The organism is Streptomyces sp. NPDC093149, assembly GCF_044754145.1.
Lineage (GTDB): Bacteria > Actinomycetota > Actinomycetes > Streptomycetales > Streptomycetaceae > Streptomyces.
The window spans coordinates 343,758-356,849 of the sequence record NZ_JBIVON010000005.1 but is presented as its reverse complement, the minus strand read 5'-3'; the positions used below and the strand labels follow the sequence as shown (position 1 = coordinate 356,849).

Below are 13,092 nucleotides of genomic sequence, written 5' to 3'. Positions count from 1 at the left end.
GTACTTCCCGGCGCGCGGGTAGTCGATGAAGCGCTTCTTGACAGGACCCTGGCCACCCCGGCCACGTCCCCTGCCCGGGCCCTCGTGTCCACCGTCGCCGCCACCACGACGACGGCCACCGCCGCCGCCACGGCTCCCGCCGCCGCGCTGGGCGGCCCTTCTGGCCGCCGCGCGCCCGCCGTACGGACTGTCACCACCATCCGCACCGGAAGGTGATTCTGATGTTACTCCGCGTGACGGAGCTGCGCGGCGTCCTGAGGACTGCTGGGCGGCTCGTCTGGCCGCTGCACGCCCCCCACCTTGCGGTTGCGGCGTTTTGCGACGGTGCTCGCTCATGGAACGACTACTCCTCGGGCAGGCGAGAGCGCCTGGAAGCGGCAGTTGAGATCCGGTCCCCCGAATTGCGGGCCAGCCCTGCGACGGGCTCGTCCGCAGTGCATCCGGCTAGTCCGCGAAAACCGACGCGTATGCGCGTCTCGCGGTTCCCGGTGGTCTGCATGCCGGACAGACTACGCACGGCCAAAACCCCCCTAGGGCCGAACTTCACCTCAAACAGCGCAAGTCGGTGCCTACGAATTCACGATGTGACGCCGTTCACGATGGCCCCTCTTGTCGCAGAGCGGCGACCGATCTATCGTCGTGATGTATCGAGCCGATACATCAGCTCGGTACATCGACTCGACACAGGGCTCCGCAGGAGCACTCGGTGAAGCGCGGAGAAGGAGGAGGCCAACTTGAGCAGACGCTCCGGCATCCTCGAATTCGCCGTTCTCGGTCTGCTCCGCGAATCCCCGATGCACGGGTACGAGCTGCGCAAACGCCTCAACACTTCGTTGGGGATCTTTCGCGCCTTCAGCTACGGCACCCTCTACCCCTGCCTCAAGACGCTGGTCGCCAACGGCTGGTTGATCGAGGAGCCGGGCAGCCCCCCGGTCGATCTTCCACCCGCCGCCGGCCGCTCGGTCGCCCCCGCCTCCTCACTGGCCGGGCGCCGCGCCAAGATCGTCTACCGGCTGACGGCAGAAGGTAAGGAGCACTTCGAGGAGCTGCTCTCGCACACCGGCCCCGACTCCTGGGAGGACGAGCACTTCGCGGCTCGTTTCGCCTTCTTCGGTCAGACGGAGCACGAGGTGCGGATGCGGGTGCTGGAAGGCCGGCGCAGCCGACTGGAGGAGCGCCTGGAGAAGATGCGCGCCTCTCTGGCCCGCACGCGCGAGCGCCTCGACGACTACACGCTTGAGCTGCAGCGACACGGCATGGAATCCGTGGAGCGCGAAGTGCGCTGGCTGAACGAGCTCATCGAGAGCGAGCGGTCGGGACGGGATCAGCGACGATCCTCGCCCGGGAGCGAAGCTCAGCAGAACACAGCAGGAGAGACGGACGGCCTGCCCCGGCACCGGGGTGACACCCCGCCGGATCCGTCCGACGACACCTCAAAGTGAGGTCCCCGCAGAACCGCGGGGCCTCATCGGGAACATCCATTACACACAGGGAGCAACCGGAATGGGTTCGGTTCGCGTAGCCATCGTCGGCGTGGGCAACTGCGCCGCCTCGCTGGTCCAGGGCGTCGAGTACTACAAGGACGCCGATCCGGCCGGCAAGGTGCCCGGTCTGATGCACGTCCAGTTCGGCGACTACCACGTGCGCGACGTCGAGTTCGTCGCCGCCTTCGACGTCGACGCGAAGAAGGTCGGACTCGACCTCGCGGACGCCATCGGCGCCAGCGAGAACAACACCATCAAGCTCTGCGACGTGCCGAACGCCGGCGTCACCGTCCAGCGTGGCCACACCCACGACGGTCTGGGCAAGTACTACCGCCAGACCATCGAGGAGTCGGCCGAGGCCCCGGTCGACGTCGTCCAGGTCCTCAAGGACCGCAAGGTCGACGTTCTCGTCTGCTACCTGCCGGTCGGGTCCGAGGTCGCCGCGAAGTTCTACGCCCAGTGCGCCATCGACGCCAAGATCGCGTTCGTCAACGCTCTCCCGGTCTTCATCGCCGGTACCAAGGAGTGGGCGGACAAGTTCACCGAGGCCGGTGTCCCGATCGTCGGCGACGACATCAAGTCGCAGGTCGGCGCCACCATCACGCACCGCGTGATGGCGAAGCTCTTCGAGGACCGGGGCGTCATCCTGGACCGCACGATGCAGCTGAACGTCGGCGGCAACATGGACTTCAAGAACATGCTCGAGCGTGAGCGCCTGGAGTCGAAGAAGATCTCCAAGACGCAGGCCGTCACCTCCCAGATCCGCGACCGCGAGCTCGGTGCGGACAACGTCCACATCGGCCCGTCGGACTACGTGGCCTGGCTGGACGACCGCAAGTGGGCGTACGTGCGCCTCGAGGGCCGCGCCTTCGGTGACGTTCCGCTGAACCTGGAGTACAAGCTGGAGGTCTGGGACTCCCCGAACTCCGCCGGTGTCATCATCGACGCCGTCCGCGCCGCGAAGATCGCCAAGGACCGCGGCATCGGTGGCCCGATCCTCTCCGCTTCCTCGTACTTCATGAAGTCCCCGCCGGTCCAGTACTTCGACGACGAGGCCCGCGAGAACGTCGAGAAGTTCATCAGGGGCGAGGTCTCCAACTGACGCGACCGAACACGGCGCGTCGGCGTGAACGGTGACGAGCGGCAACGCTCCTCCCGTTCCGAACCGTTGAGGGTCCCTGGGTAATCCGCCCAGGGACCCTCAACGTATGTGACTCTTGAGCACATGCCCGTCGTAGGTGATCTGCGCGTACTTCTGCGCCTTCGGAACTTCCGTCGTCTGCTCGCCGTACGACTTCTTTCCCAGTCGGCCGACGGCGTCTACCAGGTGGCGCTGGCAGCGCATGTCGTCTTCTCCCCGGAGAAACAGGCATCGGCGGGGGCCATCGCCTCCGCGATGGCTGTGCTGCTGCTGCCCTACTCGCTCGTCGGCCCGTTCGCCGGCGTTCTGCTGGATCGCTGGCCGCGACGCCAGGTCTTTCTGTACGGCAATCTGCTGCGCGCCGCACTCGCCTGCTGCACCGCACTCCTGATCCTCGGCTCCGCACCGGACTGGCTCTTCTACACCTCGGCGCTGTGCGTCACCGCGGTCAACCGTTTCGTGCTGGCCGGACTCTCGGCCGCACTGCCGCGAGTCGTCGACAGGGACCGGCTGGTGCTGGCGAATTCACTCTCACCGACCGCGGGCACGCTCGCCGCCACGGCCGGCGGCGGACTCGCCTTCGTCGTGCGGCTGGTACTCGCCGATTCCGATGCGGCGGTGGTGTTGCTGGGCGCCGTGCTCTACCTCGCTTCGGCACTGGTCTCGTTGAGCCTTGCCACCAGGCTCCTGGGCCCGGATCAGGATGGGCGTCGCATCCGGCTAGGGAAGGCGCTGGCCATCACCGCCCGGGGTCTTGTGGACGGGCTGCGCCATCTGGCGGAGCGGAGGCAGGCCACCCGGGCACTGGCCGCCATGACCGTGCTCCGCTTCTGCTACGGGGCACTCACCGTAATGGTGCTGATGTTGAGCCGGTACGCCTGGTCCGACAGCGAGTCCGAGGGCCTGGCCCTCCTCGGGCTGGCGGTGGGAATCTCCGGAGCGGGATTCTTCGCGGCGGCCGTGGTGACGCCTTGGGCGGTGGGGCGGCTCGGCCGGTTCCGTTGGATGGCCGTGTGCGCGGCGACGGCGGCCGTCCTCGAACCCGCTCTGGGGTTGTGGTTCGTTCCCGCACCGATACTCGCGGCGGCGTTCGTCCTCGGACTCGTCACACAGGGGGCGAAAATCACGACGGACACGGTGGTGCAGACCTGGGTGGACGACACCTTTCGCGGCCGGGTCTTCTCCCTCTACGACGTGCTGTTCAACGTGGCGTTCGTGGGCGCCGCCGCGGTCTCCGCCCTGATGCTGCCTCCTGATGGACAGTCGGCCGTGCTGGTGACCGGTGTGGCCGTTCTCTATGCGGTCGCCGCCCTACTGCTCTTCCGCTGGAGCCGAGCCGACAGAACGCTCTAAGAGCTGTCCCGTAGTCGTTCCGGTCGCAGCGTCGGCGTTCAGGTGTGACGAGGGGCGCTGTTTCACGTGAAACAGCGCCCCTCGTCATACCGGGTCCCGGTCGTGTTCGTGCTCATGTTTCACGTGAAACATGAGCACAGCCGCCGTACGGCCACTGACCGCACCGCCACCGGCCTCAGTTCTGCCCGGCCCACCATTGCTTGAGTTTCCCAACCGCCTCGTCATGCTCCATGGGCCCATGCTCCAGCCGCAGCTCCAGCAGGAACGCATACGCCTTGCCGATCACCGGCCCAGGTCCGATCCCCAGAGTCTTCATGATCTCGTTGCCGTCCAGGTCGGGCCGGATGGCGTCCAGCGCCTCCTTCTCCTGGAGCTGAGCGATGCGCTCCTCAAGCCCGTCATAGATCCTCGAGAGGGCAGCGGCCTTGCGCTTGTTGCGCGTGGTGCAGTCCGATCGGGTCAGCTTGTGCAGCCGCTCCAGCAGGGGGCCCGCGTCACGTACGTACCGGCGCACCGCGGAGTCGGTCCACTCTCCGTCGCCATAGCCGTGGAAACGCAGATGAAGCTCCACGAGCTTCGAGACGTCCTTGACCATGTCGTTGGAGTACTTGAGCTCGGTCATCCGCTTCTTGACCATCTTGGCGCCCACCACCTCGTGGTGATGGAAGGAGACGCGCCCGTCCTTCTCGAAGCGTCGTGTCCTCGGCTTGCCGATGTCATGAAGGAGGGCGGCCAGACGCAGAACCAGATCGGGACCGTCCTCCTCCAGGTCGATCGCCTGCTCCAGGACGGTCAGCGAGTGCTCGTAGACATCCTTGTGACGGTGATGCTCATCACTCTCCAGGCGGAGGGCGGGGAGCTCGGGCAGTACCTGCTGTGCCAGCCCCGTGTCGACCAGCAGCGCCAGCCCCTTGCGGGGGCGGGCGGAGAGAAGCAGCTTGTTGAACTCCTCCCGGACCCGCTCCGCGGAGACGATCTCGATACGCCCGGACATTTCCGTCATCGCCGTGACCACATCGGGGGCGACGTCGAAGTCCAGCTGCGCCGCGAAGCGAGCAGCGCGCAGCATGCGCAGTGGATCGTCCGAGAAGGACTCCTCGGGTGTGCCGGGAGTGCGCAGTACACGCTCGGCCAAGTCCTCAAGACCACCATGAGGGTCGATGAAGTCCTTCTGCGGAAGCACGACGGCCATCGCGTTGACCGTGAAGTCACGACGGACGAGGTCTTCCTCGATGGAGTCGCCGTAGGACACCTCGGGCTTGCGCGAGGTCCTGTCGTACGCCTCCGACCTGTATGTCGTCACCTCGATCTGGTAACCGTCCTTCTGGGCGCCCACCGTGCCGAAGGCGATCCCGACCTCCCATACCGAGTCCGCCCACGGACGGACGATCTTCAGCACCGCCTCGGGGCGGGCGTCGGTCGTGAAGTCCAGGTCGTTCCCGAGCCTGCCGAGGAGTGCGTCCCGGACCGAGCCGCCGACCAGGGCGAGACTGAATCCGGCATCCTGGAAACGGCGGGCGAGGTCGTCGGCGACCGGTGACACCCGCAGCAGTTCGCTGACTGCGCGGTGCTGCACCTGGGTCAGGGCACTGGGGCTGTCTTCATTGGCGTTCGACACAACAGAAAAGGGTACGTGCCCGGACCGGCCCGGTCGTCCTGGTTTCGTCCCGCCCTGCGAGACTCTTCCGATCATGTAGCGGACTCCGCAGCACTTGGTACCCGCGCACATCGTTACCATGCGGGGACGCAGCAACCGACAACCATCGACACCAACCGACGACGACGAGGGACGGGTAGGCGCGTGGCCGAGGCGGCAGACATCCAGGAGATCGGTCCGTCTCCTGCCCGTCGATGGCTGCGGCGCACAGCCTCCTTGATCATCGGGGCGCCACTCGTCGCCGCACTGCTGGCCGGTACGGCGGCGCCGGCCGCATCGGCCGGCGGAACGAACCGGGCCCCCACCGGCTCGGAGACGGTCAAGGTCTCCCTGGACTCCCTCGCTCCGAGCGCACCGGTGAAGGGGGACACCCTGACCGTCTCCGGCACCGTGACCAACCGCGGCAAGGAGACGATCACACAGACGGCGGTCGACCTGCGGGTGGGCCCGAAGCTCTACAGCAGGGCATCGATCGACACCGCCGCCAAGCGCACCGGGTACGTCCCTGGCACCGACCCCGCTCCGCTCGGCGGGAAGTACACGGTGAAGTTCGCCAAGCTCCCTGCTGGAATCAGCCAGGACTTCACGCTGTCCGTCCCGGTCGACAAATTGGGGCTCGGCGACGACGGCGTCTACCAGCTCGGTGTCTCGCTGTCGGGACAGACCTCCCGGGCCCGGTACGACCATGTGCTGGGGATCCAACGCACTTTCCTGCCCTGGCAGGAGGAGCAGCGTGATTCCAGGACGAAGATCACCTATCTCTGGCCGCTCGTCGCGTCGGCCCATGTCACTGCAGAGACCGGTTCCGACGATCAGCAGACCCCCGTGTTCGCCGACGACGAACTGGCCACCGAGCTCGCTCCGGGCGGCCGTCTCGAGCAGCTGGTCTCGTTGGGCAGCCAGTTGCCCGTGACATGGGTCATCGACCCGGATCTGCTGGCCAGTGTCGACGCGATGGCGCGGAACTACCGCGTCAAGTCCGGCGACACCACCGTCGCCGGGAAGAACCAGGCCGTCGCCAAGAAATGGCTCGCCTCGCTGGAGGCCGCGGTGTCGGACGGCAAGGTCGTCGCGCTGCCGTTCGGCGACCCCGATCTCGCCTCCATCGCGCACCGCGGCAAGAACGTGTCGGGCACCCTCAGCCACCTGCAGACCGCCACCGAGGTGGCCGGGACTACGGTGGAGACCATCCTGCACGTGAAACCGTCGACGGACTTCGCCTGGCCCGTCGACGGGGCGATCGACCCCTCGATCGTCGATGTCGCCACCTCGGCCGGCGCCCACAAGGTGATCGCCCGCAGCGACAGCCTCCAGGAGACCAGCGGTCTGCCGTACACACCGACCGCGGCCCGTCCGATCGGTGGTGGCACCACCGCGGTGGTCTCGGACGCCCGGCTCTCCACGGCCTTCCAGGGCAATATGTCGACGGCGGGGAACTCCACCCTCGCCGTGCAGAAGTTCCTCGCTCTGACCCTCGCTCTGACGGAACAGGACACCGACACGGAGCGGAGCATCGTCGTCGCACCGCAGCGGATGCCGACGGTCGCCCAGGCCCAGTCGATGGCCAGCGCCCTGCACGCCCTCGACGACGAGCGCTGGACGCAGCCTCTCGGGCTCGTGGACGCGGCCGAGGCGAAGCCCGACGCGGACGCGACGACCGGCGTCCCCGGGTCGTCCCAGTACCCGAAGAAGCTCCGCAGCCAGGAACTGCCCACCCAGGCGTTCCAGGACATCAAGTCCACCCAGGTCTCGCTCAACGACTTCCAGGTCATCCTCACCCACCCCGAGCGGGTGGTGACCCCCTTCGGCAACGCGATCAACCGGTCCATGTCGACGTCGTGGCGCGGCAGCCCGCTGAAGGCCCAGCAGTACCGGGACTCGGTACGCACCTATCTGCAGGGTCTCGTCAACGAGGTCCAGCTCATCTCGAAGTCGGACGTCACCCTGTCCGGCCGCAGCGCCACGATCCCGGTGACGGTGCAGAACCGGCTGTTGCAGGGTGTGGACCATCTGGTCCTCCGGTTGAAGTCGGAGAACGCCACCCGGCTCAAGCTGAACAACGGCGGAGCCGTGGCGGAGCAGCCGATCCGGATCGCCGGCGGTCACAGCCAGTCCGTGAAGTTCGACGCCGCGGCCAACGTCAATGGCCAGGTGCAGATGACCGCACAGCTCTACACCGAGGACGGCACTCCGTACGGCGAAGAGATGACCTTCACCGTGAAGGTCTCCGAGCTCACCCCGACCGTGCTGCTGGTGATCGCCGGCGGGCTGCTGCTTCTGGTTCTCGCGGGCATCAGGATGTACACCCACCGCAAGCGTGCCAACGCGGGCGGCGCGGCCGGGGACAACGGCAGCGGACCCGAGCAGCCGAGTGACCCGACGCCGGACACCGGTCCGGAAAGCGGGGCGCCGTCAGGCCCCGGTGAGAAAGTGGAACGTTGAGCGATGTCTTTCGTGGCCGGTCGGCCGGGGACGATGAGGTGGGGTTTCGATGAACGCGCCGTACGACGGTGACCGCGGTCAGGGTGCGGGCGGAGCCGGGTCTGCTGATGGGCCCGCGCCGCCTCCCGGACAGGGCCAGGTTCCGCCGACGCCCGATCCGTACCTGCAGGCCGCGTACGACTACGACCCCTACCGGGCCCAGGATCTGTCCGTCCAGGACCCGGTGAACGAGGCGCTGTACGACCGCGCCGCGCACCCGCCGCCACCTCCTGGCACCTATCAGCAGCCCCAGCCGCTGTACCAGCAGCCGCCCGCGGCGCAGTACGCACCCGACCCCCGCATCTGGGCGCAGACCCCGCCGCCCGAGCCCGACGGGCCGTCGCGGCACCTGCCGTACGGCGACAACCCGGCGACCACCCAGTTCGTCGGGGTCGACGACCTCGTCAGCCAGGCGTCCGACGACCGGGAGCAGCAGGACGCCTTCGCGCACCTGTTCCGGGACCAGGAGGGTCCGGCCGGACCACCGTCCGTTCCGGCCGAGCCCGAGCCTGCCCCGGCACCCGCACCGCCCAAGTCCGGCGGCCGGGCGTCCGGCCTGCTGAAGTCCAGCGCCGTGATGGCGGCGGGCACGCTCGTGTCCCGGCTCACCGGCTTCGTCCGCAGCCTGGTGATCACCGCCGCGCTCGGTGCTGCCCTGCTCGGCGACAGCTTCACCATCGCCTACACACTGCCGACGATGATCTACATCCTCACTGTCGGTGGCGGACTGAACTCGGTCTTCGTTCCCCAGCTCGTCCGTTCCATGAAGGACGACGAGGACGGCGGCGAGGCCTACGCCAACCGGCTGCTGACCCTGGTCATGGTCGCGCTCGGTGTCATCGTCGCCATCGCCGTCTTCGCCGCTCCGTGGCTGATCCACATGATGTCGCCGACGATCGCCGGGGACGCGGCCGCCAACAGCGTCGCCGTGACGTTCGCCCGGTACTGCCTGCCGACCATCTTCTTCATGGGCGTGCACGTCGTGATGGGCCAGATCCTCAACGCCCGCGGCAGGTTCGGCGCGATGATGTGGACCCCGGTCCTCAACAACATCGTCATGATCTTCACGTTCGGCATGTTCATCTGGGTCTACGGCACCTCCGCCGAATCCCAGATGGGTGTGCAGACGATCCCGCCGGAGGGCGTCCGGCTCCTGGGCATCGGCACCCTGCTCGGTCTGATCGTCCAGGCCCTGGCCATGGTCCCCTATCTGCGCGAGGCCGGCTTCCGCTTCCGCCCGCGCTTCGACTGGAAGGGACACGGGCTCGGCAAAACGGTCAAGCTGGCCAAGTGGACCTTCCTGTTCGTCCTGGCCAACCAGGCCGGGGTGATCGTCGTCACCCAGCTCGCGACATCGGCGGGCAAGCTGTCCGGCAAGGACGGCACCGGCTTCCTCGCGTACTCCAACGCCCAGCTCATCTGGGGCATGCCGCAGGCGATCATCACCGTGTCGGTCATGGCGGCCCTGCTGCCCCGCATTTCCCGGGCCGCCCATGACGACGACCCGGGGGCCGTCCGCGACGACATCTCCCAGGGGCTGCGGAACTCCGCCGTGGCGATCGTGCCGGTCGCCTTCATGTTCCTCGCCCTCGGCCTGCCGATGTGCACCCTGCTGTACGCCTCCGCGGGCACCGAAGCCGCCCGCTCCATGGGCTACATCCTCATGGCCTTCGGTCTCGGCCTGATCCCGTACTCGGTGCAGTACGTGGTGCTGCGTGGCTTCTACGCCTACGAGGACACCCGGACGCCCTTCTACAACACCGTCATCGTCGCCGCGGTCAACGCGGCCGCCTCCGCCCTCTGCTACGTGGTTCTGCCGGCCCAGTGGGCCGTGGTCGGCATGGCCGCCTCGTACGGACTCGCCTACGCCGTCGGCGTGGGCATCGCCTGGCGACGGCTGCGCAACCGGCTGGGCGGCGACCTGGACGGCGCCCACGTCGTACGCACCTACGCCCGCCTGTGCCTGGCCGCCGTCCCGGCGGCCGTACTCGGTGGAGGCGTGGGCTTCGCGGTTCTTCTGGGCCTCGGCGAAGGAGCCTTCGGATCACTCGTCGCGCTGATCTGTGGTGGGGCCGTTCTGCTGGGCGTCTTCTTCGTGGCCGCCAAGCGGATGCGGATCGAAGAGATCAACGGCATGGTCGGCATGGTCCGAGGACGTCTCGGGCGCTGAGGAGCACCGGCCGCACAACCATCACCGCCCCTGGCGTGTCGTGCATAGCGCCGGAGTGTGGGCACAATTGGCGTGACTGTGCAGAGCTGGCTGGCATCGCGCAACGGATGGGGAGGCAGGAACGACGGTGGCGGAACGTAGCACGGCTGCCGTCGACGTGGCCGACAACAGCGGTGATGAACCGCTGACCGCCAAGGCGGACGAGACCACGACCGACGGGACGGCAGAAGCTCAGGACACGACGGGCACCGAGCCGCAGGACACGGACGGAGAACACATCAGCTCCGAAACCACCCTGCCGACCCCCGATCTGCACAGTGGGCACAAACTTGCCAGACGTTACCGGCTTGAGGAGTGCGTCACCCGTCTGGACGGATTCAGCAGCTGGCGTGCTGTCGACGAGAAACTGCGCCGCGCGGTGGGCGTTCATCTGCTCCCGGCCGATCACCCGCGCGCCCGCTCCGTACTGGCCGCCGCCAGATCCTCCGCCCTGCTCGGCGACCCGCGCTTCGTGCAGGTACTCGACGCGGTGGAGGAGGACGACCTCGTCTACGTCGTCCATGAGTGGCTCCCCGACGCCACCGAGCTCACCTCTCTGCTGGCCTCGGGGCCGATGGAGGCGCACGACGCGTACCAGCTCGTCAGCCAGGTCTCCCAGGCCATGGCAGCAGCGCACCGAGAAGGGCTCGCGCATCTGAGGCTGACGCCCGGGGCGGTGCTGCGGAGTTCGACCGGCCAGTACCGCATCCGTGGCCTCGCGGTGAACGCCGCCCTGCGGGGCATCACCTCCGAAAGCCCCCAACGTGCGGACACCGAGGCGATCGGCGCCCTGCTCTATGCCGCGCTGACCCAGCGCTGGCCGTACGAGACCGACGCCTACGGCCTGACCGGGCTGCCCAAGGGAATGGGGCTGATCGCCCCCGATCAGGTGCGGGCCGGCGTGCATCGGGGCCTGTCCGAGCTCTCCATGCGCGCACTCGCCAACGACGGCGCCACTGCCTCCCGGCAGGAGCAGCCGTGCACCACCCCGGACGAGCTGGCCAAGGCCGTTGCCGCGATGCCCCGCATCCGCCCCCCGGAGCCCACCTTCACAGCGCCTCCGGAGTATCAGCGCACGACCTACCAGCAGGGCACCTACGGGCGTCCGGCCGCAAGCCCCGGCGCCACGCAGCCCGTGATCGCCGTGCCACCGGCCCCGCTTCAGAGCCGCACCGGCAAGGTCCTCAAGTGGGCGGTGTCCGCACTGCTCATTGCCGCCCTGGGCCTCGGCAGCTGGCAGCTCGCCGAGACGCTCTTGAACCAGGGCAAGGACTCGGGGACCGACGACACCACACAGACCACCCCGGAAAGCGGCGACGACAAGCCCTCGGCCCCGCTCAAGCCGCTGCGGATCGCCGGTGCCGAAGAGTTCATGCCCAATGGCTCGGGGATAAAGCAGGAGCTGGCGCCGAAGGCCATCGACGGCGACCCGAGCACCGCCTGGATCACTCTGCGCTATGAGGACTACGCGAACTTCGGCAACCTTCCGAAGCGCAGAGACGGCAGCGGCATAGTCGTCGATCTGGGCAGCGTGAAGAGCGTCGCCGGCATCAAGGTCACTATGTACCGCAGCGGGCAGAAGGCCGAAGTGCTCGCAGCCGATGCCGGTACTTCCGCCCCGTCGTCCCTCTCGGACTTCCCCCAGCGCCTCACGAAGCTCGAAACCGTGGGCAGCGACCTGAAGACGACCTTGGACAAGCCCATTCGGACCCGCTACGTGCTGATCCACATCACCGAACTCCCGTCGGACGGAACGTCCGACGGCTACCGGGGCGGGATCTCGGAGATCTCCGTGCTCAGCTGACGGAGCAGGCCGGTGGGAGCTCCTCCCACCGGCCTTTCGTACCGTCGGCCCGGTCGGCACACTGTCGCGGCCCCACATCGGACCATGCATCTTCTGCCCTCTGCCCTGCTCCCACGAATCGTGATAGACAGACGCACCTTGACGCAGAGACAGGGAGGGAGGGGGAGGTGGCCGTCGAGCCGTCGGAGCCGCTCAGCGACTCAGACCTCCTCGCTCGCCATGTGGCCGGTGAACCCGACGCCTTCGGCGAGCTCGTACGACGCCACCGCGACCGGCTGTGGGCCGTGGCACTCCGGACCCTGGGGGACCGCGAGGAAGCTGCCGACGCCGTCCAGGACGCCTTGGTCTCCGCCTTCCGGGCCGCCCACACCTTCCGCGGCCAGTCCGCCGTCACCACCTGGCTGCACCGCATCACCGTCAACGCCTGCCTCGACCGGGTCCGCAAGGCAGCCACCCGCAAGACCTCACCGGTCAATGACACCGAACGGTTCGAGCAGCTCCTCGACCCGCACGAGTCCGCCGAGGCACCGGCGGAGCGCCATGATCTGCACCGCGAACTCCTGGCCGCACTCGCCACTCTCCCCAGCGAGCAACGTGCCGCACTCGTCCTCGTGGACATGCAGGGGTACCCCGTGGCCGAGGCAGCACGCATCCTCGACGTACCGACCGGCACCGTGAAGAGCCGCTGTGCCCGGGGCCGGGCCCGCCTGGCCCCTCTGCTCACTCACCTCCGCAGTGAGAGTGCGGAGAGCGGTGAAGCCACCGCGGAAAGGAACCGGACGCCACGCGCGTCCGTCCCACCGGCATCGGGGCCGAGAGACACCGGGGCAAGCGATCCTGCTGCAGTGAAGGGCGGAGGTGGGCGCGCATGACATCAACGACCGGCACGACCCAGCACCCGGATGTCTCGGAGATCTCCGATCTCATGGAAGGACTGCTCCCACCGTCACGGGCGGCAGAGGT

Annotated in this window: 9 protein-coding genes; 8 read left to right on the top strand and 1 reads right to left on the bottom strand. The window is 68.0% G+C overall.

Features of this window, described 5'->3' with window-relative positions; all coding sequences use genetic code 11:
- The first annotated feature begins 84 nt into the window (after positions 1-84).
- The 4 genes from ACIQCZ_RS18140 to ACIQCZ_RS18125 all read left to right on the top strand — a co-directional run bounded on the left by ACIQCZ_RS18140 (position 85) and on the right by ACIQCZ_RS18125 (position 3,978).
- On the top strand, positions 85-216 hold the full coding sequence (locus tag ACIQCZ_RS18140; RefSeq protein ID WP_402283331.1) for a hypothetical protein: 132 nt from the start codon (positions 85-87) through the stop codon (positions 214-216).
- A gap of 518 nt (positions 217-734) precedes the next feature.
- On the top strand, positions 735-1,442 hold the full coding sequence (locus ACIQCZ_RS18135) for a helix-turn-helix transcriptional regulator (RefSeq protein WP_402283329.1): 708 nt from the start codon (positions 735-737) through the stop codon (positions 1,440-1,442).
- A gap of 61 nt (positions 1,443-1,503) precedes the next feature.
- Positions 1,504-2,586, top strand: coding sequence for an inositol-3-phosphate synthase (locus tag ACIQCZ_RS18130; protein ID WP_402283328.1), 1,083 nt, complete (start codon positions 1,504-1,506; stop codon positions 2,584-2,586).
- Between the two features lie 123 nt (positions 2,587-2,709).
- Entirely contained in the window at positions 2,710-3,978 is a 1,269-nt protein-coding gene (locus ACIQCZ_RS18125; RefSeq protein WP_402283326.1) for an MFS transporter, read from the top strand.
- Positions 3,979-4,153: 175 nt separating this feature from the next.
- On the opposite strand, the gene ACIQCZ_RS18120 is transcribed toward ACIQCZ_RS18125, so the two are convergent.
- Positions 4,154-5,596 (bottom strand): CCA tRNA nucleotidyltransferase, encoded by a 1,443-nt coding sequence (locus tag ACIQCZ_RS18120; protein ID WP_402283325.1) that lies wholly within the window; start codon positions 5,594-5,596, stop codon positions 4,154-4,156.
- 183 nt (positions 5,597-5,779) lie between these two features.
- On the opposite strand from ACIQCZ_RS18120, the gene ACIQCZ_RS18115 reads away from it, so the two are divergent.
- The 4 genes from ACIQCZ_RS18115 (at position 5,780) to sigM (ending at position 13,001) form a co-directional block, all read left to right on the top strand.
- Complete coding sequence (locus tag ACIQCZ_RS18115) at positions 5,780-8,077, top strand: DUF6049 family protein (RefSeq protein ID WP_402283323.1); 2,298 nt, start codon at positions 5,780-5,782, stop codon at positions 8,075-8,077.
- Positions 8,078-8,126: 49 nt separating this feature from the next.
- Positions 8,127-10,286 carry a murein biosynthesis integral membrane protein MurJ gene (gene murJ / locus ACIQCZ_RS18110; RefSeq protein WP_402283322.1) on the top strand — a complete coding sequence of 720 codons (2,160 nt, stop codon included), beginning with the start codon at positions 8,127-8,129 and terminating at the stop codon, positions 10,284-10,286.
- 127 nt (positions 10,287-10,413) lie between these two features.
- Positions 10,414-12,129: a protein kinase family protein gene (locus tag ACIQCZ_RS18105; protein WP_402283320.1), complete on the top strand. Its 1,716-nt coding sequence runs from the start codon at positions 10,414-10,416 to the stop codon at positions 12,127-12,129.
- Positions 12,130-12,296: 167 nt separating this feature from the next.
- Positions 12,297-13,001, top strand: a complete 705-nt coding sequence (sigM, locus tag ACIQCZ_RS18100) for an RNA polymerase sigma factor SigM (RefSeq protein WP_402283318.1) — start codon at positions 12,297-12,299, stop codon at positions 12,999-13,001.
- Positions 13,002-13,092: the final 91 nt, after the last annotated feature.